Genomic DNA, 22370 nt, shown 5'->3' on the forward strand with positions numbered 1-22370 from the left:
GATTGCTTCGCTACGCTCGCAATGACGGGCGTGGCGTTCACCCTGGCATCGCGAACGCGTCGGCACCCTTGCGGTGATCGCTCGCCGCGGTGATCGCGGTCACGCCGCCGACCAGAAAGCTCACCCCGAGGATGAACCCCGGCAGCGTCAGCGCCGACCACGGCACCGTCGCGAGGATGAAGCCCGCAAGCAGGATGTTGACCACGCCCAGCGCGATCATCAGCCCGCGCCGTCGCCGCATGCGGAAGCCGAGCACGACCTCCAGGACCCCGCGCACCAGCAGCCATACCGTGACCATCAGGGTCAGCGACAGCGCGCCGGTCGCCGGCTCGAACACCATCACCGCGCCGACGATCACTGACAGCAATCCGAACAGCACCGCATAGATGCGCCCCTCATGCCCCTGACCGAACAGCCCGGCGGCGATCGAGAATACGCCCGAAACGAACAGCAGCACGCCGATCACCACCGTCGCCGCATAGGTCGCCGCGAACGGCCAGACGAACGCCGCCAACCCCAGCAACACCGACACTATGCCGTAGGCCATGATCCAGCCCCAGCCGGCGCCCGTCGCCTTGGTGCCGGGAATGCCGAACCCGCGTTCCGATGAAGCTCCGAATTGTGCCATGTCGATCACTCCATTCCGGCTGGGCGAACGGGTCGGCGTGTTTGCGGTTCCGCACGGGTCGTCGGGGATGGTCGAATCGGGTCGCCGGGCCTAGGTTGCAGCGATGCCGCATTCCGGGTTCGTGCCACTCCGCATCTTCTCCAGCTACACCATGCTTGATGGCGCGATCGAGCCGAAGGCGATCGCCAAGCGTGCGGCGAAGCTCGGCTTCCCCGCCGCGGCGCTGACCGACCGCAACGGGCTGTACGCCGCGATGGCGTTTTCGGACGCGGCGATGGGCGCGGGCGTGCAGCCGGTGATCGGCACGATGCTGGGTGTCGCGCGTCCCGACATGCCCGAGGGTATCGCGACCGCGACCGACTGGATCGCGCTCTATGCACAGGACGAGGTTGGCTACGACAATCTCTGCGCGCTCGTCAGCCACGCGCACCTCGATCGCCCGCTCGAACTCGCGCCGCATGTCGGGTTCGACGTGCTGGAGCGCCATTCCGCGGGACTGATCGCGCTGACCGCCGGCGGCGAGGGCGGGGTGGCGCGGCTGTTCGCCGAGGACCAGCCCGAGCGCGCCGCCGCTTATGCCGATCGCCTCCACGCCATCTTCGGCGACCGGCTCTATATCGAGCTGTGCCGGCGCGACGACGCGATCGAGGACAAGGCCGAGCCGCTGCTGCTCGACCTCGCTTATGACCGCAACTGGCCGATCGTCGCCACTAATCCGTGCTGTTTCGAGGAAGCCGATTTCGGCGACGCGCATGATGCGATGCTGTGCATCGCCTCGTCGAGCTATGTCGAAAGCGAGGATCGTCCGCGCAGCTGCGGCCATGCGTGGATGAAGCCGGCGATCGACATGGCCGCACTGTTCGCCGATCTGCCCGAGGCGCTCGCGAACACGCTGGTCGTCGCGCAACGCTGCGCGGTCGCCGCGCCGAAGCGCAAGCCGATCCTCCCCAGCCTCGCGGGCGACCGCGAGGGCGAGGCGGCGATGCTGCGCAACGATGCCGCCGCCGGGCTGGAGGCGCGGCTCGACCGGATCGAGGAACTCGGCGCGCAGCCCGAGGGCGATCCCGACTGGCGCGAGACCTATCGCCAGCGGCTGGCGTTCGAGGTCGACGTCATCATCCAGATGGGCTTTCCCGGCTATTTCCTGATCGTCGCCGACTTCATCAAATGGGCGAAGGACCACGACATTCCGGTCGGGCCGGGGCGTGGCTCGGGCGCGGGCTCGGTCGTCGCCTGGGCGCTGACGATCACCGATCTCGATCCGATCAAGCTCGGCCTGCTATTTGAGCGCTTCCTGAACCCGGAACGCGTGTCGATGCCCGACTTCGACATCGACTTCTGCGAAACCCGGCGTGGCGAGGTGATCCGCTACGTCCAGGAAAAATACGGCCGCGATCAGGTCGCGCAGATCATTACCTTCGGAAAGCTCAAGGCGCGCGCGGTGCTCAAGGATACCGGGCGCGTGCTCCAGATGAGCTATGGCCAGATCGATCGGCTCGCCAAACTGGTCCCCAACCACCCGACCGATCCGTGGGACCTCAAGCGCGCGCTGAACGGCGTGCCGGAGATCGCCAAGGAATATTCCAACGACAATCAGGTCCGGCATCTGTGGGACCTCGCGACCAAGCTGGAGGGGCTGCCGCGCCACTCCTCGACCCACGCCGCGGGCGTGGTGATCGGCGACCGCCCGCTCGCGCAATTGGTCCCGCTATATCGCGACCCGCGCTCCGACATGCCGGTCACGCAGTTCGACATGAAATATGTCGAGGGCGCGGGGTTGGTGAAGTTCGACTTCCTCGGGCTCAAGACGCTGTCGGTGCTCAAGAAGGCGATCGAGCTGCTCAAGAAGCGCGATATCCACGTCGATCTCGATGCGTTGCAGTGGGACGACGAGGGCGTCTACAAACTGCTCCAGCGCGGCGACACGGTCGGCGTGTTCCAGCTCGAATCGGAAGGGATGCGCCGCACGCTGTCGGCGGTGCGCCCGACCAATTTCGGCGACATCGTTGCGCTCGTCTCGCTCTACCGCCCCGGCCCGATGGACAATATCCCGTCGTTCGGACGCCGCAAGCAGGGGACGGAGGAGATCACCTATCCGCACCCGCTGCTGGAGCCGATCCTCGCCGAGACCTATGGCATCTTCGTCTATCAGGAACAGGTGATGCAGGCCGCGCAGGTGCTGGCGGGCTATTCGCTGGGCGGCGCGGACCTGTTGCGGCGCGCGATGGGCAAGAAGATCAAGGCGGAGATGGACGCGCAGCGCGCCACCTTCGTCACCGGTTGCGCTGAGCACAACCAGATCCCTGCTCCCTACGCCAACCAGTTGTTCGACTTGATCGACAAGTTCGCCGGCTACGGCTTCAACAAGTCGCACGCCGCGGCCTATGCGCTGCTCGCGTATCAGACCGCGTGGCTCAAGGCGCATCACCCGGCGGAATTCTTCGCCGCATCGATGTGCTACGACCTGCACCTTACCGACAAGCTCGCAATCTTCGTCGACGATGCGCGCCGCCTCGGCATCCCGCTGCTCCCGCCGTGCATCAACGGCAGCGTCGCGGAGTTCGACGTCCAGCTCAACGACGAGGGCCAGCCCGCCGTCCGTTACGCGCTCGCCGCGCTCAAGTCGGTCGGCGAGGGCGCGATGGAGAAGCTCTGCGAGGAGCGCACCACCTCGGGCCCCTTCAAAAGCCTCGACGATCTCGCCGCGCGCGTCGATCCGCGGCTGCTCAACAAGCGCCAGCTCGAAACGCTCGCCGCCGGGGGGGCGTTCGACGGGCTGGAGCCCAACCGCGCGGGCATTCACGCCGTCGCCGAGACGGTGCTCGCGATCGCCGCGCGCACGCACGAGGGGCGGACCAGCGGGCAGGGCGGGCTGTTCGGCGACGATGCCGGTGCAGGCGACGCGATCAAGCTCCCCGCCAACGCGCGCTGGTCGCTCGCCGAGCGGATGGAGCAGGAGAAGGAGGCGTTCGGCTTCTACTTCTCCGCGCACCCGGTCGATCGCTACCGCCACCTCGCCAAGACGCACGGCGCACGCACCTACGTTACGCTCGGCGAGTTGCAGATCGCAGACGGCGCGCGCGTGATGGCGACGATGGCGGTGCTGGTCGAGGACGCGCGCTGGCGCACCTCGGCGCGCGGCAAGCGCTATATGATGGCGACGCTCTCCGACGCGACCGGACAATTCGTCGCGACCTGTTTCGACGACGGCCCCGCCGCCGATCTCGAGGAAGCCGCCAAGAACGGCGGCTGCGGGCTCGCGACCGTCGAGCTGGACCGCCGCCCCGGCGAGGAAACGCCGCGCGTGACGGTCAAGTCGATCAAGCCGTTCGAGACGCTCGCCACGTCGACGCGTTTCGCGCTGGAGGTGCATGTCGCCGATGCCAGCGCAGTGGCGGGGCTCGCCGCGCTGATCGGCCCGTTGCGCGGCGCGCGTGGCAAGGTGACGCTCAAGGTGCCGATCGGGGAAGGCGAGATCGCGACGGTGATCCTCGACCGCGACTTCGCGCTCGACGCCGAGCTGGCCGAGCAGATCGAGGCGCTGCCCGGTGTGACCAAGGTCGACTTCGAGGTCGAGGAAACCCGCCTGCGTTCGGTGGGCTGACGCCGTCCCCGTCATTGCGAGCGCAGCGAAGCAATCCAGGGCGTCCTGGTCCGTCCTTGGATTGCTTCGCTGCGCTCGCAATGACGAAGGAAGCGCGGGACTGTTCGTGACAAGTCCGTCGAAAGTCAGCCCGTCGACCCCCCCGCCACAATCCCCGCGACATAGGTCCGCAACACCGCGCGCACCTGCGCCGCCGCCAGCGGCACCCCGCCATTGAGCGCCAGCGTCGCCAGCCCGTGGACGATCGCCCAGCAGCCCAAGGCCGCGACCGGATCGTCTTCCCCCACCAGCGCCGCGACCCGCCGCGTGAGGATCGCGAACGCCGGCGCGTCCGGCTGCTTGGGTGCCCCCGCGCCGCACGCGAACATCGCGCGGAACAGCGCCGGATGCGCACAGGCGAAGTCGACATAGGCGACCCCCTGCGCCACCAGCCGCTCGGCATCGCTCCCCTCGGCATCCGCTGCCGACAAGGCCGCGAGGAACATCGCGAACCCCCGCTCGGCGACCGCCGAAAGCAACGCCGCCTTGTCCGCGAAATGCCGGTAAGGCGCCATCGCCGACACCCCTGCCGCGCGTGCCAGCGCGCGAATGCCCGGCTCCGCCTCGCCGGCCTCCAGCATCGCGATCGCATGGTCGAGCAACGTGTCACGCAATCCCGCCAAAGGAACCATTGTCTGTTTACACCGTATACATGGCCATCTATGTGTACGGTGTAAGCAGCGGAGCGACGATCATGCAAGCCAGCGATGCCAGAAGGATGACCGTCGATCTCGCCGCATGGCCGGATCTGGTGGTGGTGATGCTCGGATTTCGCGTCGGCAGCCTGCGCGGATTGCCCTCTTTCCTGCGCATCGGCCGCGGGCTGCGCGAGATCGCGCAATCGCCCCCCGACGGATTGCTCGCCGCGCACCAATGCCTGCACGGCTGGAACCATGTCGGCATTCGCCAATATTGGCGCGACCTCGACGCGCTGGAGGCATTCACCCGCTCGATGCCGCACGCCGGCTGGTGGAAGGACTTTCTCGCCGATCGCCACGGCAACGGCTTTTGGCACGAAGCCTATGCCGCGCGCGGCGGGATGGAGGCGATCTACGTCGACATGCCGCACGCCCCCGGCCTCGGCGCCTTCGCCCCGGCGCTGCCGGCGCACGGGCGGCTGATGTCGAGCCGCAGCCGCTTGGGGCGGTGAGGCAAGACCCCCATTCGTCATCGCGAGCGTAGCGAAGCGATCCAGAGCCGGATCAGGACGCCCTGGATTGCTTCGCTACGCTCGCAATGACGGCTGAACCGCTAGAACAACTCCCCCTGCGCGCCCGCCGGCTTGCGAAACAGATCGCACCGCAGGTCGAGCGATCGCCGCCGGTCGGGAAACCCCGCCTTGCCGCGCGCGATCCGAAAGCGCGAGCGCAGCAATTCCGCCCACGGCCCCTGACCCTTCATCCGCATCCCGAAGCGCGGATCGTTATCCTTCCCGCCGCGCAACGACTGGACGATCGCCATCACCTTGCCGGCGCGATCGGGATAATGTTCGTCGAGCCACGCGCGGAACAGCGGCGCGACCTCCCATGGTAGCCGCACCGGGATGTACGACACGCCCAACGCCCCCGCCGCCGCCGCGCGCGCGACGATCGTCTCGACCTCGCTGTCGGTGATCGCGGGGATCACCGGCGCCATGTTGACATAGGTCGGCACGCCGGCGTCGCTGAGCGTGCGGACCGCCGCCAGCCGCCGCTCTGGCGTGGTCGCGCGCGGCTCCAGCGTCATCGCGACACGCGGATCGAGCGAGGTGACCGACATCGCCACCGCTACCAGCCCCTTCGCCGCCATCGGGCCAAGCAGGTCGAGATCGCGCACCACCCGGTCGGACTTGGTGGTGATGACCAGCGGGTGGTCGCATTCCGCCAGCACCTCGATCAGCGATCGCGTGATCCGCCACTCGCGCTCGATCGGCTGATAGGGATCGGTGTTCGTCCCCATCGCGATCGGCGCGCACGCATAGCCGGGCTTGCCCAGTTCGGCGCGCAGCAGCGCGGCGGCATCGGGCTTGGCGAACAGCTTGGTCTCGAAGTCGAGCCCCGGCGACAGATCGTGGTACGCGTGGCTCGGCCGCGCGAAGCAATAGATGCAGCCATGTTCGCAGCCGCGATAGGCGTTGATCGAGCGGTCGAACGGCACGTCGGGGGATTGATTGCGCGAGATGATCGTGCGCGGATGCTCTACCGTGACGGTGGTGCGGACCGGCGGCGGCGCGCCGTCGATCAGCGTGCGCGCGTCGCGCCAGTCGTCGTCCTCTTCCGCCTGCGGCAGATTGAAGCGCGCACTCTGCGAGTTGAGGGTCGCGCCGCGGTGCGGCCGGGGATTCGCCATTGCGCAAGGCTATCGCGCCATATAGAACACTTCAAGAACAAACAGGGAGATGCGATGTGGCCCGCCTTTATTATCTCGAGCTGCCGACCCGTGACCGGGCTGCGTCCAAGGACTTTTACGCGCAGGCGTTTGGCTGGGCCTTCACCGATTTCGGCCCGGATTATGCGGCGACGCTCAGCGGCGATACCGATGTCGGCCTCGACGCCGCACCGGACCGCGTCGCAGCGCCGTTGCCGGTGATCGAGGTCGAGGATCTGGAGGCGGCGCAGGCGGCGGTCGAACGGGCGGGCGGGACGATCACCGTGCCGATCTTCGCCTTTCCGGGCGGGCGGCGCTTCCACTTCCGCGATGTCGACGGACACGAACTGGCGGCGTCGCAGGCGGGGTGAGGATTCGATGCCACTTCCACGCGTCGCCCCGGACTTGATCCGGGACCCCGCTTCTCCTTCTTCCTGGCGCCTGAAGTAAGAAGCGGGATCCCGGATCAAGTCCGGGATGACGGTAAGAGGCCGGTCGACCCGCTCCTACCGCTCCATCAGACGCGGCATCAACTCGACGAAGTTGCACGGCCGGTGGCGACTATCCAGTTGCGAGGACAGGATACCGTCCCACGCATCCTTCACTGCGCCGGTCGACCCCGGCAGCGCGAACACATAGGTGCCGCGCGCCACGCACGCGCAGGCGCGGCTCTGCACCGTCGAGGTGCCGATCGTCTGGAAGCTCAGCCACCGGAACAGCTCGCCGAAGCCGGGGATCATCTTGTCCGCGATGCGCTCGACCGCTTCGGGGGTCACGTCGCGCCCGGTGACGCCGGTGCCACCGGTGGTGATGATGCAATCGACCTGCGGATCGTCGATCCAGCGATGAAGCTGCGCGACGATCGCGTCGACATCGTCGCGCAGGATCGCGCGCGCGGCGAGCACATGCCCGGCATCGGACAGGCGTGCCACCAGCGTGTCGCCCGAGCGATCCTCCGCCAGCCCGCGCGTGTCGGAGACGGTCAGCACCGCAATGCGGACGGGCAGGAAGGCGCGGCTTTCGTCGATCGGCATCGTGTCGGGGTAGCGGGGTAGGGAAGAGGCGTCCAGCGGGCGGGCCGTTCGGCTGGACCGTACTCACCTAGAGTCTGATGACGTAAGGTCGAATGTACGGTTCGTCATTGCTTCGCTACGCTCGCAATGACAGATCGATTTGACGTCATCCCGCTCTAAGTTGACGCGTTACCCCCGACGAATGCCGGTGGGCGTCGACCGGCCGTTCTGCCTAGTCGCCCCGGACTTGATCCAGGGTCCCGCTTCGTCTTCAACGATCGCAGCGAGAAAAGCGGGATCCCGGATCAAGGCCGGGACGACGACCTAACGCCGGTCGCCCTCAGTTCGACTGGATCGGCGTCTGCACCCCGACGCTGGCGTTCACCGCCAGTGCGGTGTTCGGCGCGGGGTTCATCCGCACCGCGCTCGCCCCCGGCAGGCCGGGGAAGCGCGGCCACATGCCCTGCGCCAGCGCGGCACGGCTCGGGCTCTTCGCCTTGCCGCCCTGCGCCTCGTACATCCAGTAATTGCGCAGTACCGTCACCACGTACCCGCGCGTCTCCCAGTAAGGGATGCTCTCGATATAGAGCAACGGATCGCCGTTATCGTGGACCAGCGCGTTCCATTCGCCGACCGGCTTCGGCCCGGCATTATAGGCGGCGATCACCTTGGGGAGCAGCCCGCCGGTCAGCCCCATGTCGCGCAGCTTTTCGATATGCCGCTGACCGATGTCGATATTGGTCGACGGCCGCGCCAGCGCATTCTGATCGATCGTCAGCCCACGCTCGCGCATGTAATCGGTCGCGGCGGCGGGCATGATCTGCATGAGCCCGAACGCGCCGGCCGGGCTGCGCACCTTGTTGCGGAAGCCCGATTCTTGCAGCGTGTGCGCGTAGACCAACGCCTTGTCGATCCGCCAGCCGGTATCCGGCGTCCAGTTCGGCATCGGATAGCGCGTGTCGGCGGTTGCGACCGCGCCTTGCGGCAGATTGTGCGCCAGCCAGACGGTCGTCGCGGGCAGGTTGAGCGACTCGCTGAAGCGGACGAGGCTGGTGAACTCGCCCGGCGAGCCGATCCGCGCCTGTTGCCGCACCACGCGATCGGCATCGTCGCTCTCGCCGATCTCGGCCAGCGCGGCGGCGACGCGGATGTTCGGCCGCCGCTCGAGCCGCGTCCAGTCGGCCGACACCCGCTGCGCGCGTACCGCCGGCATCCCGAGCCCCAGCGCCTGCCGCGCCAGCAGCCCGTAGAAGGTCTCGCCATATTGCGCCGCGATCTTCAGGCGCGCCTCGACCTTGTCGGGCCGCCCGCACGCCATGTCGGCGCGCGCCGCCCAGAACAGCGCGGTGGCGCGCAGGTCGATATCGGGGCTGCGCGCCGCGACATTCTCGAATTCGGTCTGCGTCGTCGCGCAATCCTGCTGCCGCCACGCTGCCAGCGCCTGCGTCCAGCGTCCGTGGATTGCCCAGTCGCCGCTGCCCAGCGCGGCCTTCGCGCCCATGTCGCGCGCCTGAAGGTCCAACCCTTGCAGGAAATAGATCCACGCGATCCGCGCCTGCCATTCGGTCTGCGCCTCGGGTGACAGGCCGACGGTGCTCTCCAGCAACGCCTGCGCCTCGGCCCCCAGATCGGCCTTGACCAGCGGCTGCATCTTGACCGCAAGATCGGCGGCGATCTGGTCGCTCGCGGTCGCCTTGGCGCGGATGCGGATCGGCGCGCCGTCGTTCCAGATCAACCGCTGCTGTTCGGGAATTGCAGGCAGGTCGCTCAGCCCGCGCGCCTTGGCGACACGCAGTAGCGACTCCGCCTGCGGCAGCTCCGGCGCCTCGGCGAGCAACCGCGCCACTGCCGCGCCGTCCGCCTTGGGCGAGCCCTTGGCGGTGTACAGCTCGGCGCGCGCATAAGCGTGGAGCGGGCCGGTCGCCATCGCGTCGAGCGCCAGCTGTGCGTCGGTCCACCGACCTTCGTGGAGCGCCGCGAACACCGCGCGATAGGCGCTGCGCTGTTCGGGGGTGAGCTGCGCCGGGATGCCGGCATCCTCGCTCGCCGACGGCGGCGGGGCAGGGGGCGCCACCACCGGCAGCCCGCCGCCGACCGGCGCCGCCCGTGCCGGCGCGACCAGCGCCATGGCGCTCGCGACCATCAGCCCGGAGGCATAGGCAATTTTCACGATTCGACCTCCCCGGTCAGCAACAACAGGTCCTTCCACGCTTCCGCCTTGGCGGTGGGCCGATCGAGCAGGAAGCGCGGATGATGGCTCGCCACGACCTGCGTGACCCTGCCATTCTTATGGTTAAGCGTGTGGAAACGCCCGCGCGCATCCGCGACGTTCATCGTCAGGATCGCACGGCTGGCCGCATCCCCCATCACCAGCAGCCGTTTAGGTGCGGCTAGCGCGACGTGATGCCGCGCGATCTCGCCGAGCCGCGCCTCGATGTCGCGCGGCACGCGGCCCGTGGTCGGACGCCGCACGCAGACCGAGGCGAGCGCCGTATCGGCGCGCGTCCGCCCGATCGCGGCGAGCATCCGCTCGAACAGCCGCCCGACCTCGCCCTCCATCAGCAGCTCGCGGTCGTCACGCTCGGGACAGTCGACGAACACCATCAGCTCGGCATCCGCCGGCCCGCTCGCCGCGATCGCGCCGCCGCCCCAGCGCGCCTCGGGCGCGGCCTCGCCGACCCGCCACGCCGCGAACGCCGCCGCGTCTCCGGGCAGCGCGTCGCCGGCTCGCGCGACCTCGGCCGCCATCGGGCGCACCGCCTGCCGCGCCGCGAGCTGCTGCGCCGCGCTGTCGAGCCATGCGAACCCTTCGTCGCCGACCACCACGTCGACCCCGGCATCGTGCCACCAGTCGAGCGCGCTGGCCGCCGCCTTCGTCCAGTCGAGATTCTGATCGGCCCCCATGCCGCCATAGGATGGAGAGTTGACGCGAAGGTCAACTTACTGGCACCGCCGATGCCGATAGAACGTTGGCACGATACGACGAGCGCCCGGTGCGGGTGCGCGCGCAGGAGATGACGAAGTGAGCGACCGCGAATCCATGCCCTATGACGTGGTGATCGTCGGTGCCGGTCCTGCGGGACTGTCGGCGGCGATCCGCCTCAAGCAACGCGCCGCCGAACGCGATGCCGACATTTCGGTCTGCGTGCTCGAAAAGGGCTCCGAGGTCGGCGCGCATATCCTGTCGGGCGCGGTGATCGACCCGCAGTCGCTCGACGAACTGCTCCCGACGTGGCGCGAGGATGGCTGCCCGCTCGCCGAGGTGCCGGTGACGCAGAACCTCCACTGGGTGCTGACCAAATCGGGCAAGATCAACCTGCCGCACCTGTGGACGCCGCCGTTCCTCCACAACAAGAGCACCTACACCGGCTCGCTCGCGAACCTGTGCCGCTGGCTCGCAGGCAAGGCCGAGGAACTGGGCGTCGAGATCTTCCCCGGCTTCGCCGCCGCCGAGATCCTGTTCAACGACGACGGCAGCGTGAAGGGCGTCGCGACCGGCGACATGGGCGTCGCGCGCGACGGCACGCGCAAGCCCGATTACCAGCCCGGCCTCGAACTACACGCCAAATACACCTTCTTCTCCGAGGGGTGCCGCGGGCATCTCTCCAAGGAACTGATGCGGATCTTCGACCTGCGCCGCGATTGCGATCCGCAGGTCTACGGCCTCGGCGTCAAGGAATTGTGGGACATCGACCCCGCGCTCCACGAACCCGGCAAAGTCGTCCATACGCAGGGCTGGCCGCTCAGCGAGCATGGCGGCAACGGCGGCGGCTGGATCTATCACCAGGCTGGCGGGCAGGTGTCGATCGGCTTCGTGACGTGGCTCAACTATTCCAACCCTTATGTCTCCCCGTTCCAGGAGATGCAGAAGTGGAAGACCCACCCGGAGGTCGCGGCGCTGCTGAAGGGCGGCAAGCGCGTCAGCTACGGCGCGCGCGCGATCAGCGACGGCGGGTTGCAGTCGATCCCGAAGCTGGTCTTCCCTGGCGGCGCGCTGATCGGCGACAGCGCCGGCTTCCTCAACGTGCCGCGCATCAAGGGCACGCACACCGCGATGAAGAGCGGGATGATGGCTGCCGAGGCCGCGGTTGACGCGATCCTGTCGCAGCGCGGCGGTGACGAGCTGATCGCCTATCCAGAAGCGTTCGAGCGCAGCTGGGTGAAGAAGGAGCTGTCGATCGTCCGCAACGTCGTGCCGCTGGTCAAGAAGTTCGGCGACTTCCTCGGTTCCGGGCTGGCGGGCGTGACGATGTGGGCGGAATATCTCGGGCTCAAGATGCCGTTCACGCTGCATCACCACCCCGATCACGAGACGCTGTGGCGCAAGGATCTGGTCAAGAAGATCGCCTATCCCAAGGCGGACGGCGTGCTGACCTTCGACCGGCTGTCGTCGGTGTTCCTGTCGAACACCAACCACGAGGAGGACCAGCCGGTCCACCTGACGCTCAAGGATCCGGACGTTCCGGTCACCTACAACCTGCCGCTCTACGACGAACCGGCGCAGCGTTACTGCCCGGCCGGCGTGTACGAGATCGTCGGGGAAGAGGCAGGCGACCCGAAGTTCGTCATCAACGCGCAGAATTGCGTCCACTGCAAGACCTGCGACATCAAGGACCCGACGCAGAACATCAACTGGGTGGTGCCGGAGGGCGGCGGCGGCCCGAACTATCCGAACATGTGAGCGGGTCTATCGTCGCCCCGGACCTGATCCGGGGCTGTGGTTAGTTTGTCGCCATGAAGCCGGGAAGCGGCGTGCCGGATCGGCTGCTGCATCGGAGATCACCGTTCTCGTTTCCCCGTCTCGCAATCGCCGGTGCGGGAAAGAACAATAGGGAACAGGTGTCGGAAAAGCGTGAGCCGTGCGGGTCCGTCAACGCGATCGGCGCGGCGGAATTGCCATTTCGCAGGTTCCCTTTCGGGAAGACGGCCAAGCGTTAAAGCGTCACCATGAAGATCAAGTTCGTCATGCTGTTGGTGTCGGTTGCAGCCGGGGCGCAAGCCTGAACACCGCAAGCACGGCCTAGTGAGAGTGCAGTGATGACAGATGCCGCAAACGTGATTGCCGTGGACCACACAGGCTTCGCTGTATCGTCATTGGATGAAGCCATTCGGTTCTGGACCGGAGCACTCGGCTTCAAGCTCGATCGTCAGTCGGAGATGGGGGGCGATTTCCTGCATCAGGTTACAGGTGTCGATGACCCCAATGTCAAAACGGCGATCGTCAGCGCGCCGGACGGCTTTGTGGTCGAACTTTTGCAATATTCGAAAGGGCGCCAGAACGGGGCGGTGCCCAATAGCGCGGGGGCGATCGGAGCGGCCCACCTGGCTCTGACCGTCAAGGATATTCATGCCGCCATTGCCCGTGTCGAGGCGGCAGGATGGAAGGCCAAGGGTAGTCCGCTACCGATCGCGGGTGGTCCACGGAAGGGTACTTTAGTGGCCTATGTTTCAGGCCCCGATCATGTCACGATCGAGCTTATGCAGCCGCCAGCCCCGTAATGGGCTTACGGACGTTTTCCCGCTTGACCATCCTCGCGAAAACGGTGCCTGTCCGCAGTCGCCTACTTGCGGACATTGGTGTCGGCCTTAGGGTAGCGGGATGTGGCAGGTCATCGCAGCCATTCTGGCATCGGCATCCCCGCAGGCAAGCCAACCCCTGACGATCAAGGGGACTTCCTTCGGTCCACAGCAACTCCTCATTTGCGATTGGTTCAGCAATTTTGAGAACAGCAGGTTTGTGCAGTGTCACATTCCCGGAAACATCGCTCCCGTTTTGGACGAAGGCGCGTCCATCGAATGCGTAGCGCAGAGCTGTAAGGAGCTTGACGTCGCCGCTCGGAAGGCGGCTCGGTGGACGAAGCCGGAGCCGGTTTGGGGAACGTTCACCGTCGAGATTTTAGGACGGGTAAGCACTGCTCGGCGTGAGAAACGGTATTTAGGAGACGGAACCCGCACCGTTTTGATTGAGAAGCTCGTGAGCGTTCGGAAGCCGTAGGCCGGGATGCTATGTCCGCTTCCCACCATTTGTTGTCGTTCCAAACGCCGTCAATCTTCTCGATATACCTGCCGACGATGGGTTTTGAGAGGCCGATTGCGATCCTTTTCGGAAACCGGGAACGCATGTTGTCCGCCAATGCCGTCGGCTATCCTGCACAGGAAGCGGCGCTCCCCAAGCAACCATCCGCGTCCTTGAACCGGTTGACATTCAGGCTGCTGTAAAGGGGGTATTCTCGCAAAGGCGCGGAGGACGCAGCGATACTGCGCTCGCCGGATCTGGCGCTCATCCTCTCTCGATCTCGAATGACAGGGTAAATACGCCCCACGCGGTACACCTTTGCGCCTCCGCGCCTGTGCGTGAACCGAACCTTCTTCCAACGTCCAGCGTGCCGCGGTCGAATGTCGATCGACCCTGACGCAGCATCCCCCCTGAACGCACCGGCCCGCTCGCGTGTTAAGCCACGCATGACCCGCCGCCCGCCGCCACTGGACCTCGCCGTCCACCGCCTCTACCCCGATCGGCCCTCGACCGCCCGCATCCGAAAGACCGCCATCACGCTGATCCGCCGCCTCGCGCTCCCGTTCGCCGCGACGCTCGCCGGCACCGCGCTGCCCGCGTCCGCCGCGACGGTCGACCCGGCCGCCTATGCCCGCGCGCGGATCGCCGAAGCGGACGGCGCCGTCGCCAGCGCGGCGCAGGATTATGCGCGCGTGCTCGCCGACGATCCGCAGGACATCGCGATCGCGCTGCGCACCTTCCGCGCCGCGGTGCGTGCCGGCGACATGCCGCTCGCCGACCGCGCCGCCGCCGCGCTCGCCGCGCAAAAAGCCGCGCCCTCCGACACCGCGCTGCTGGCGCTGGCCCGCGCCGCGCGCGATGGCGACGTCACCGGTGCGGAGGCGGCGCTCAGGCGTTTCGACGGCGACCGGCTGCGCATCCTCGCGCCGCCGCTGCGCGCGTGGCTCGCGCTCGAGCGCGGCGGCGATCCGTTCGCCGCACTGGCGCAGGCCCCCGACGAGCCGGTCGCGCGGCGCTTCGCCGCCGAGACGCGCGCGCTGCTGCTGATCGCCACCGGCCGCACCGACGAAGGCGTGGCGGCGGTGCGCGCGCTCGGCGGGGCGGCGGAGCTTGCTGCGCTGGACGAGCGGGTCGCGGCGGCGCGGCTGTTGATCGGGCAGGGCAAGGACAAGGCGGCACGCGCCCTGCTCGACGATGAGGCGGGCGCGACCGCGCTGCGGATCGAGCCGAACCGCGGCGCGCGCCCGACGCTCGCGTTCGGCGCGTCGCACCTGTTCACGCGCATCGCCGCCGATCTGGCGACGGGCGAGGACCCCGGCGTGCTCACCTATACGCTGCTCCGCGCCGCGCTGCGCGCCGATCCCGCCAACGATCGCGCACGGCTGTTGCTCGCCGGGGTGCTCGCGCGCGACGATGCGCTCGATGCCGGACTGGCGCTGCTCGCCGAAGTGCCCGCGGACAGTCCGTATGCCTCGCTCGCCGCGACCGGGCGCGTCCAGATGCTCGCCGATGATGGACGCGAGGACGCCGCGCTGGCCGCGCTCGACGCGCTGTCGGTGACGAAGAAGACACCGGTCGGCGACCTCCAGCGGCTCGCCGATCTGCAGATGCGGCTCGACCGCCCGGCGCAGGCGGTGCCGCTCTATGCGCGGCTGGTGAAACAGGCCGGCGCAGGCGCGGACTGGACCGACTGGCTGCAATATGGCGCGGCGCTCGACGGGGCGGGGCGCTGGCCCGCGGCGCGCGATGCATTGGAGAAGGCGGTCGCGAAGGGCCCCGACCAGCCGCTCGCGCTCAACTATCTCGGCTATGCGCTGACGCAGCACCGCGAACGCGTCGACGAGGCGCAGGCGATGCTGGAGAAGGCGGCGCGGCTCAAGCCCGACGATGCCGCGATCGCCGACTCGCTCGGCTGGGCGCTGTACCTGCGCGGGCAGCCGGTGCGTGCCCTGCCGCTGGTCGAACGCGCCGCGCAAGCCGATCCGCTCAGCGCGGAGATCGGCGAGCATCTCGGCGACCTCTACTGGCAGGCCGGGCGCCGCTACGAGGCGCGCTACGCCTGGACCGCGGCGCAGGCGACCGCGACCCCGGTCGAGACCGCGCGGCTCGCCACCAAGATCGAACAGGGATTGCCGCAGTGATGATCGCCGAAACCGCCCCCGCCAAGCTCAACCTCGCGCTGCATGTCCGCGCGCGGCGGGCGGACGGCTATCACGAGCTGGAGACATTGTTCGTCTTCGCGCGCGATGGAGACCGCGTGACGGTCACACCCGCATCGGCGCCGGGCTTCACCGTCACCGGCCCGTTCGCCGCCGCGGTCGGCCCGGTCGCCGACAATCTCGTCACCCGCGCCGAGGCGGCGTTCCGGCAGGCGTTCGCGCCCGACGCGGTGCATGTGGTAACGCTCGACAAGCATCTGCCGGTCGCCTCGGGGATCGGTGGCGGCTCGGCGGATGCCGCCGCGACGCTCCGCGCGCTCGCCCGGCTGCATGGCCTGCCCGTCGACACGCCGCGCTTGCTGACGATTGCGGCGGGGCTGGGCGCGGATGTGCCGGCCTGCCTGCTCGGCCGCCCGACCTTCGGGCGCGGGCGCGGCGACGCGCTCGCGCCGGTCGCGGGGCTGGGCGACATGCCGGCGCTGCTGGTGAACCCCGGCGTGGCGGTGTCGACTGCGCAGGTCTTCGCGCATTGGGACGGCATCGACCGCGGCGCGCTCGCTCTCACCGGAACGACACTGGAACGCGCCATCGCGGGCCGGAACGACCTCCAACCGCCCGCCGAGGCGATCGCGCCCGTGATCGAGGCGGTTATTTCCCGACTTTCCTCGGCACCGGGTGCGGTTTTGACGCGCATGTCCGGTTCCGGCGCGACCTGCTTCGCGCTGTTCCACGACGCTGCCGCACGCGACTCCGCCGCCGCGCAGATCGCTGAAGCGGCGCCCGATTGGTGGCTGTGTCCAACCACGATCGGCTGAAAAGCTTGTATTCAGGCGAAAGTTCGCTACTTGTTCTCATGGAACAAACTGAATACAACGGCGCGGCGCGTTGAATGCGGCGCGCGGTTGCTCTAGCGAAAGGCTCCACGGCAATGGCCGCCAAACTTCAGGTGATCGATACCGGCATGGCAACCGCGAATTCAGACCGTCAAAAGGCGCTCGACGCCGCGCTGGCACAGATCGATCGCGCCTTCGGCAAGGGCTCGGCGATGAAGCTGGGGCAGAAGGAGACGATGCAGGTCGAGGCGATCTCGACCGGGTCGCTCGGGCTCGACATCGCGCTCGGCGTCGGCGGACTGCCGCGCGGGCGCGTGATCGAGGTCTATGGCCCGGAAAGCTCGGGCAAGACGACGCTCGCGCTGCACGTCATCGCCGAGGCGCAGAAGGGCGGCGGCACCGCCGCATTCGTCGACGCCGAGCATGCGCTCGACCCGGTCTATGCCAAGAAGCTCGGGGTCAACATCGACGAACTGATCGTGTCGCAGCCCGATACCGGGGAGCAGGCGCTGGAGATCGTCGACACGCTGGTGCGCTCGAACGCGATCGACGTGCTGGTGGTCGACTCGGTCGCCGCGCTGGTGCCGCGCGCCGAGATCGAGGGCGAGATGGGCGACAGCCACGTCGGCCTGCAGGCGCGATTGATGTCGCAGAGCCTGCGCAAGCTGACCGGCTCGATCAGCCGCTCGCGCTGCATGGTGATCTTCATCAACCAGCTCCGCATGAAGATCGGCGTCATGTACGGCAATCCCGAAACGACGACCGGCGGCAATGCGCTGAAATTCTATGCCTCGGTCCGCCTCGATATCCGCCGCACCGGCGCGATCAAGGATCGTGACGAGGTGATCGGCAACGCGACCCGCGTGAAGGTGGTCAAGAACAAGGTCGCGCCGCCGTTCAAGCAGGTCGAGTTCGACATCATGTACGGCGAGGGTATCTCGAAGATCGGCGAGATCCTCGACATCGGCGTCAAGGCCGGGCTGGTCGAGAAGGCGGGTGCGTGGTTCTCCTATGATTCGGTGCGGATCGGGCAGGGGCGTGAGAATTCCAAGAACTTCCTGCGCGAAAACCCCGAGATGAAGGACCGTCTGGAAAAAGCGATCCGCGGCCGTACCGAGCAAGTCGCCGACGGGATGATGGCCGGGCCGAGCGAGGACGACGACGTCTGATCGCGGTCGTGCGACCCCGGACCTGCCTTGGATGACGAGCGGCAGCGACTGGCGCGGGCGGGTCGGCGACGTCTGGGCGGAGGAACATGCGCGTACCGAGCAGGCCTTCAGCGGTATCGCCGCGGCGCTCGGCAATGCGATCGCCGCCGTCGCGCCCCATGAAGGGCGGGCCGTCGATCTCGGCTGCGGGGTCGGCGGCACCACGCTGGCGCTTGCCGGCATGCGGCCGCATCTGCGGGTCACCGGCATCGACCTGTCCGCGGCGCTGATCGCGGTAGCGCGGCGCTCTGCGGCAGTGGCGGGCGCACCGACCGTCTCAGGGGCGCAAGCTCCGGCCTTCGTCTGCGGCGACATCGTGGAGCTTGTGCCGGCCTTGGCGCCGCTCGACCTGCTGGTCTCGCGCCACGGGCTGATGTTCTTCGCCAATCCGGACGTCGCGTTCACCGCATTGCGCAAAGCGGCGGCGGCAGATGCGCCGTTGGTCTTCTCCTGTTTCGCCGCGCGGGGCGAGAACGACTGGGTCACCGCCCCCGAAGCCGCGCTGACCCTCGATCCCATGCTTGCGAGCGGCTATGCGCCGGGGCCGTTTGCGCTCGGTGATGAGGTTTTCACGCGCGCGCTGCTCGAACGGAGCGGCTGGCGTGACGTACGGATCGTCCGCCACCGCGTCGACTATCCCGTCGGGAGCGGTGACGCGCCGGTCGAAAGCGCGCTGGCTTTCTACCGCCGCATCGGGCCGCTCGCCTCGCTCCTCGCCGCCAGCCAGAACCGCGATCGCGACCGATATGAGGCGGTGCTCCGCGATCTGTTCGCCGCGCGGATACGCGAGGGCGCGGTGACGTTCTCCGCCACGATATTGGTGGTAACCGCGCGCGCGGGGAAGGAAGCTGCATGACGATCATCGTCCACCACCTCGAGAATTCCCGCTCGCAACGGATCCTGTGGATGCTCGAGGAGCTGGATCTCCCCTATGAGGTGAAGCGCTACGAGCGCGACAAGGCGACGATGCTCGCGCCCCCCGAATTGCGCCGCGTCCATCCGCTCGGCAAGTCGCCGGTGATCGAGGACCAGGCGGCGCAGGGCGTGACCGGATCGCGCGTCATCGCGGAGACCGGCGCGATCGTCGAATATCTCGTCGACCTCGCAGACGGAAAGCTGGGCGCGCCGTCCAAGCGCGACGCGGCGCTCGCCTACCGCTTCTGGCTTCATTATGCGGAGGGCTCGCTGATGCCGCCGCTGCTCGTCAAGCTGGTCGTCTCGCGCATCCCGCTGGTCGGCAACCGCGTCGCCACGCAGATCCAGCCGATGATCGACCGCCATCTCGATTATGTCGAGGCGTCGCTCGCCGAACACCCGTGGTTCGCCGGCGATACGTTCACCGCCGCCGACATCATGATGAGCTTCCCGCTGGAGGCCGCGCGCAGTCGCGCCGGGCTCGATGCCAGCCGCCCCAATACGATGGGCTGGCTCGAGCGTATCCACGCGCGCCCGGCCTATCAGCGCGCGCTCGCGGCGGGCGGGCCTTATGCCTATGCGTGATCGCTGGTCGGCATCGGCATGAAGCGGGCTTCCGGATCAGGCCCCCGGTGACCGAGCGGGGCGTGACGGCGTAAGCGGGTCGGAGAAGCCGCCGCCCCGGATGGTTTCCGGAGCGACGGCTGGGGTTGGCAAGGAGGCTCGACTGCCTCGCCCGTGCGATCAGAAGCGCGTGCGCAACGTCAGCCCGTACGTGCGCGGCTCGCCGAGGAACGAGGTGAACAGCGAATTGGCACTCGCGAAGCTCGGGCTGCCGAACGCCTGCACCTGCGATTGCGACCCGGCGCCCTGGAACGGCGCGGTGAAGGCAATCTGCTGATAGTTGGTGTCGAGCAGGTTCTGCGCCCAGAGTTCGACCGCCCAGCGCTGTTGATCGCCGCGCAACCCGATGCGCGCGTTCATCAGGAAGAAGCCGTCCTGCATCTTCTCGATGAACAGGTCCGAGCCGGTGTTGTAGTCGCTGGTCATGCGGCCATCGACGTAGAACAGCGCGCGCAGCCCGTTGCCGCCGATTTCGGGTGTCCAGCCGATCGAGCTGGTCACGGTGTGCCGCGGCGCATTGGACATCTGCGCGCCGGGCAGCAGGAACAGCGCCGGGCTCAGCGGCTCGCCCGCCTTGCTGCCCACGAGGTTGCGCGCATAATCGGCGTGGGTCAGCGTGTAGCCGAGATTCACCGTCACGTCGGGAGTCGGGTACATGCCGACCTCCAGCTCGACGCCCTGCGTCACCAGCCCCTTGCCGACCTTGCCCGCGCACCCGCCGGTCGCGCTCGAATTGTCGCGGTCCGCGCCGTTCAGCGACGTGTCGCAGCCGCCGATATTCTGGACGATGTAACTGGTGCCGTTAAAGGTATTGAGCTGGAAGTTGGTGAACTCCGACCGGAACGCCGCGACATTGGCGGTGAACTGGCGCGACGAATATTTCAGCCCCAGCTCATAGGCATTCACCGTCTCGGGGTCGAAGCGCAGGTTGCGGACGTTCGACGCGGGCGGGGTGGTCAGCACCGTCTCGCTGAGGTCGGAGCGGTCGAGATTATACCCGCCTGCCTTGTAGCCGCGCGCATAGGAGGCGTAGAGCAAGGTCGAGGCGACCGGCTTCCACGAGACGACGCCGGTGCCGGTCAGCTGGCCCTCGCGGATCTGGTCGCGCAGCGCGACATCGGTCAGCGCCGCGCTCGAATTGCCGATGCACGACAGCGTGACGATCCCGCCCGCGACCGAGCGCAGCGTCGCGTTGCTGCTGGCGAGCAGCGAGCGCAGCGCGGCCTGTTGCGCCGGGCAGATCGTGTTGTTGTTGTTGAACCCGGCCGCCAGCGTCTTGTGCTCATTGGTGTAGCGCAACCCGACGGTCACACTGAGCCGGTCGGTCAGCCGGTAAATGTTGTGCGTGAAGAAGGCGAAATTCTCGCTGGTCTGGCGGTAGACGTCGCGCAGGCTGCCGAGATTGCTGAGCGTGCTCAGCCGGTCGATCCCCCCCACCGCGATCGCGCCGATCCCGGCGGTCAGCGCCGCGCGGCCGGCGGTGCTGAGGCAGCCCGGATTGGCGGCGTTGCGCAGTGCGGCGGCGGGGTTGATCGACAGCACCGCGCGGCACGCGGCGAACGCGCCATATTGCGCGCCGAATTGCAGGTTATCGACCAGCGCGAGGTTCTCGTGCGCGTAATAGCCGCCGACCAGCCAGTCGAGCCGGTTGTCGAGGATCGTGCCCGAGAAGCGGCTTTCGTGGGTGAAGACTTTGAACTGGCGATAATTGTTTCCGTCGTCTGGGCGATAGACCAGGTCGACGTTGGAATAATCCATGTCACCCGCGCCGCCCGACTTATACTCGCGATACGCGGTCAGCGAGGTGAGCTGCGTCGCGCCGAGGTTCCAGCGTACGCGCATCGACACGCCACCGTCTGTGGTCAGGTTGCTGTAGGCGCGGCCGGCGGTCTGCGCGATGCGGCGATTATAGGGATCGCCCTCGCTCGGCAGCACGCCGCCGAGGCTGCGCAGGATGCCGGTGATCGGGTTGGCGGCGCTGATCGCGTAATCGCCCGGCGTACCCGGCGTCGGGTCGACCTTCTGGCGGGTGTCGACATAAACCGCGCCGCAGCACTTTTCGTCGCGCCGCGTATAATCGCCGATGAAGCGCACCGCGAGATCGGGGGTGATCGTGAACAGCAACTGCCCGCGCACGAAATAACGATCGCGGTTGTTGAAGTCGGTCTTGTTGACCACGTCCGTCAGGAAGCCATCGCGGCGGCTGGCGACACCGTCGATCCGGAAGGCGAGCAGATCCTTGATGACCGGCCCCGTCAGCGCACCCTGCACGCGGACCGCATTGTAATTGCCGTAGCTGACCTCGCCCATGCCGCCGAACTTGAACTCGGGCAGCTTGGTGTAGATGCTGATCGCACCCGCGGACGAATTGCGGCCCGACAGCGTCCCCTGCGGCCCGCGCAACACCTCGATCCGCTCGACCTCGCCAAGATCGTTGAGCCCCGCGCCGGTGCGGCTGCGATAGATGCCGTCGATGAACACCGCCACCGAGCTTTCCAGGCCGGGGTTGTCGCCGACCGTGCCGACGCCGCGGATGCGTGCGGAGGCATTCGCCTCGCTGCCGGTCGAGGAGACGAGCAGCGACGGTGCGATCTGGGTCATCTGGCGGATGTCGGTCGCGCCGGAATTCTGCAGCGCCGCCTGCCCGAAGGCCGACACCGCGATCGGCACGTTCGATAGCCGCTCGGAGCGGCGGGTGGCGGTGACAACGATATCCGCGGTATTGGGGGAGGCGGCCTGGGTCGCGTCCTTGGGCTGGTTGGCCGCCGATCCGCGCAGGTCCTGCGCCGCGGCGGGCGCCGCGATGATCGCGAACACCGCAACCGACCGATACAAACGCGCCTTCCGCATCAGTTACTCCCCCAACGTCACTCTGGAATGATGGCGCTGCTGGTAGGGGATGCGGAATAAGGACTGGTTAATGCGCCATTTTGCCTGCGAGTCCTTTCGCCGGCCCGCTCGTTGGGACCGGCATGACGCCACGGC

The 22370-nt window shown here is 67.8% G+C and carries 17 protein-coding genes; 10 read left to right on the forward strand and 7 right to left on the reverse strand.

All coding sequences use genetic code 11. The features are described 5' to 3' along the window. Positions 1-37: 37 nt before the first annotated feature. Complete coding sequence (locus tag FHS97_RS04125) at positions 38-628, reverse strand: HdeD family acid-resistance protein (RefSeq protein WP_184033449.1); 591 nt, start codon at positions 626-628, stop codon at positions 38-40. A gap of 103 nt (positions 629-731) precedes the next feature. On the opposite strand from FHS97_RS04125, the gene dnaE reads away from it, so the two are divergent. Continuing rightward, positions 732-4232 carry a DNA polymerase III subunit alpha gene (gene dnaE / locus FHS97_RS04130; protein WP_184033452.1) on the forward strand — a complete coding sequence of 1167 codons (3501 nt, stop codon included), beginning with the start codon at positions 732-734 and terminating at the stop codon, positions 4230-4232. 125 nt (positions 4233-4357) lie between these two features. Here dnaE and FHS97_RS04135 read toward each other — a convergent pair whose 3' ends face one another. Next, entirely contained in the window at positions 4358-4903 is a 546-nt protein-coding gene (locus FHS97_RS04135) for a TetR/AcrR family transcriptional regulator (RefSeq protein WP_184033455.1), read from the reverse strand. Positions 4904-4989: 86 nt separating this feature from the next. On the opposite strand from FHS97_RS04135, the gene FHS97_RS04140 reads away from it, so the two are divergent. Then, complete coding sequence (locus tag FHS97_RS04140; protein WP_246346432.1) at positions 4990-5421, forward strand: monooxygenase family protein; 432 nt, start codon at positions 4990-4992, stop codon at positions 5419-5421. A 101-nt stretch (positions 5422-5522) separates the two neighbouring features. Here FHS97_RS04140 and FHS97_RS04145 read toward each other — a convergent pair whose 3' ends face one another. Then, a complete protein-coding gene (locus tag FHS97_RS04145; protein ID WP_184033462.1) occupies positions 5523-6599 on the reverse strand; it encodes a PA0069 family radical SAM protein in 1077 nt (358 codons plus the stop codon). Positions 6600-6655: 56 nt separating this feature from the next. Here FHS97_RS04145 and FHS97_RS04150 point away from each other — a divergent pair, with 56 nt between their 5' ends. Then, positions 6656-6988 carry a VOC family protein gene (locus FHS97_RS04150; RefSeq protein WP_184033465.1) on the forward strand — a complete coding sequence of 111 codons (333 nt, stop codon included), beginning with the start codon at positions 6656-6658 and terminating at the stop codon, positions 6986-6988. A gap of 135 nt (positions 6989-7123) precedes the next feature. On the opposite strand, the gene moaB is transcribed toward FHS97_RS04150, so the two are convergent. The 3 genes from moaB to FHS97_RS04165 all read right to left on the reverse strand — a co-directional run bounded on the left by moaB (position 7124) and on the right by FHS97_RS04165 (position 10534). Further along, positions 7124-7651 (reverse strand): molybdenum cofactor biosynthesis protein B, encoded by a 528-nt coding sequence (gene moaB, locus FHS97_RS04155; RefSeq protein WP_184033469.1) that lies wholly within the window; start codon positions 7649-7651, stop codon positions 7124-7126. Between the two features lie 319 nt (positions 7652-7970). Next, the gene (locus FHS97_RS04160; RefSeq protein ID WP_184034094.1) at positions 7971-9758 is read right to left on the reverse strand and encodes a lytic transglycosylase domain-containing protein; all 1788 of its coding nucleotides are present in this window, start codon (positions 9756-9758) and stop codon (positions 7971-7973) included. 38 nt (positions 9759-9796) lie between these two features. After that, a complete protein-coding gene (locus FHS97_RS04165; protein WP_184033472.1) occupies positions 9797-10534 on the reverse strand; it encodes a uracil-DNA glycosylase family protein in 738 nt (245 codons plus the stop codon). Positions 10535-10652: 118 nt separating this feature from the next. Between FHS97_RS04165 and FHS97_RS04170 the strand changes: the two genes are divergently transcribed. The 7 genes from FHS97_RS04170 to FHS97_RS04200 all read left to right on the forward strand — a co-directional run bounded on the left by FHS97_RS04170 (position 10653) and on the right by FHS97_RS04200 (position 19346). Beyond that, positions 10653-12311: a 4Fe-4S dicluster domain-containing protein gene (locus tag FHS97_RS04170; RefSeq protein ID WP_184033475.1), complete on the forward strand. Its 1659-nt coding sequence runs from the start codon at positions 10653-10655 to the stop codon at positions 12309-12311. Positions 12312-12667: 356 nt separating this feature from the next. Next, a complete protein-coding gene (locus FHS97_RS04175; protein WP_184033477.1) occupies positions 12668-13129 on the forward strand; it encodes a VOC family protein in 462 nt (153 codons plus the stop codon). Between the two features lie 963 nt (positions 13130-14092). Further along, positions 14093-15787 (forward strand): tetratricopeptide repeat protein, encoded by a 1695-nt coding sequence (locus FHS97_RS04180; protein ID WP_246346433.1) that lies wholly within the window; start codon positions 14093-14095, stop codon positions 15785-15787. Then, positions 15787-16620: a 4-(cytidine 5'-diphospho)-2-C-methyl-D-erythritol kinase gene (locus tag FHS97_RS04185; protein WP_184034097.1), complete on the forward strand. Its 834-nt coding sequence runs from the start codon at positions 15787-15789 to the stop codon at positions 16618-16620. The genes FHS97_RS04180 and FHS97_RS04185 overlap by 1 nt, the downstream gene beginning before the upstream one ends. Positions 16621-16733: 113 nt before the next feature. After that, positions 16734-17807: a recombinase RecA gene (gene recA / locus FHS97_RS04190; protein WP_184033480.1), complete on the forward strand. Its 1074-nt coding sequence runs from the start codon at positions 16734-16736 to the stop codon at positions 17805-17807. Between the two features lie 31 nt (positions 17808-17838). After that, the gene (locus FHS97_RS04195) at positions 17839-18702 is read left to right on the forward strand and encodes a class I SAM-dependent methyltransferase (RefSeq protein ID WP_184033483.1); all 864 of its coding nucleotides are present in this window, start codon (positions 17839-17841) and stop codon (positions 18700-18702) included. Beyond that, entirely contained in the window at positions 18699-19346 is a 648-nt protein-coding gene (locus tag FHS97_RS04200; protein ID WP_184033486.1) for a glutathione S-transferase family protein, read from the forward strand. Before FHS97_RS04195 ends, FHS97_RS04200 begins: the two co-directional genes overlap by 4 nt. 159 nt (positions 19347-19505) lie before the next feature. On the opposite strand, the gene FHS97_RS04205 is transcribed toward FHS97_RS04200, so the two are convergent. Then, a complete protein-coding gene (locus FHS97_RS04205; protein WP_184033489.1) occupies positions 19506-22235 on the reverse strand; it encodes a TonB-dependent receptor in 2730 nt (909 codons plus the stop codon). Positions 22236-22370 lie beyond the last annotated feature (135 nt).

The organism is Sphingomonas endophytica (assembly GCF_014199415.1).
Taxonomy (GTDB): Bacteria; Pseudomonadota; Alphaproteobacteria; order Sphingomonadales; family Sphingomonadaceae; genus Sphingomonas; species Sphingomonas endophytica.

What these genes read in the sequence shown, in the direction of transcription:
- FHS97_RS04125 (WP_184033449.1), bottom strand. Translation starts at nt 628, where the DNA reads ATGGCACAATTCGGAGCTTCATCGGAACGCGGGTTCGGCATTCCCGGC.
- dnaE (WP_184033452.1), top strand. Translation starts at nt 732, where the DNA reads ATGCCGCATTCCGGGTTCGTGCCACTCCGCATCTTCTCCAGCTACACC.
- FHS97_RS04135 (WP_184033455.1), bottom strand. Translation starts at nt 4,903, where the DNA reads ATGGTTCCTTTGGCGGGATTGCGTGACACGTTGCTCGACCATGCGATC.
- FHS97_RS04140 (WP_246346432.1), top strand. Translation starts at nt 4,990, where the DNA reads ATGACCGTCGATCTCGCCGCATGGCCGGATCTGGTGGTGGTGATGCTC.
- FHS97_RS04145 (WP_184033462.1), bottom strand. Translation starts at nt 6,599, where the DNA reads ATGGCGAATCCCCGGCCGCACCGCGGCGCGACCCTCAACTCGCAGAGT.
- moaB (WP_184033469.1), bottom strand. Translation starts at nt 7,651, where the DNA reads ATGCCGATCGACGAAAGCCGCGCCTTCCTGCCCGTCCGCATTGCGGTG.
- FHS97_RS04160 (WP_184034094.1), bottom strand. Translation starts at nt 9,758, where the DNA reads ATGGCGCTGGTCGCGCCGGCACGGGCGGCGCCGGTCGGCGGCGGGCTG.
- FHS97_RS04165 (WP_184033472.1), bottom strand. Translation starts at nt 10,534, where the DNA reads ATGGGGGCCGATCAGAATCTCGACTGGACGAAGGCGGCGGCCAGCGCG.
- FHS97_RS04175 (WP_184033477.1), top strand. Translation starts at nt 12,668, where the DNA reads ATGACAGATGCCGCAAACGTGATTGCCGTGGACCACACAGGCTTCGCT.
- FHS97_RS04180 (WP_246346433.1), top strand. Translation starts at nt 14,093, where the DNA reads ATGACCCGCCGCCCGCCGCCACTGGACCTCGCCGTCCACCGCCTCTAC.
- FHS97_RS04185 (WP_184034097.1), top strand. Translation starts at nt 15,787, where the DNA reads ATGATCGCCGAAACCGCCCCCGCCAAGCTCAACCTCGCGCTGCATGTC.
- recA (WP_184033480.1), top strand. Translation starts at nt 16,734, where the DNA reads ATGGCCGCCAAACTTCAGGTGATCGATACCGGCATGGCAACCGCGAAT.
- FHS97_RS04195 (WP_184033483.1), top strand. Translation starts at nt 17,839, where the DNA reads ATGACGAGCGGCAGCGACTGGCGCGGGCGGGTCGGCGACGTCTGGGCG.
- FHS97_RS04200 (WP_184033486.1), top strand. Translation starts at nt 18,699, where the DNA reads ATGACGATCATCGTCCACCACCTCGAGAATTCCCGCTCGCAACGGATC.
- FHS97_RS04205 (WP_184033489.1), bottom strand. Translation starts at nt 22,235, where the DNA reads ATGCGGAAGGCGCGTTTGTATCGGTCGGTTGCGGTGTTCGCGATCATC.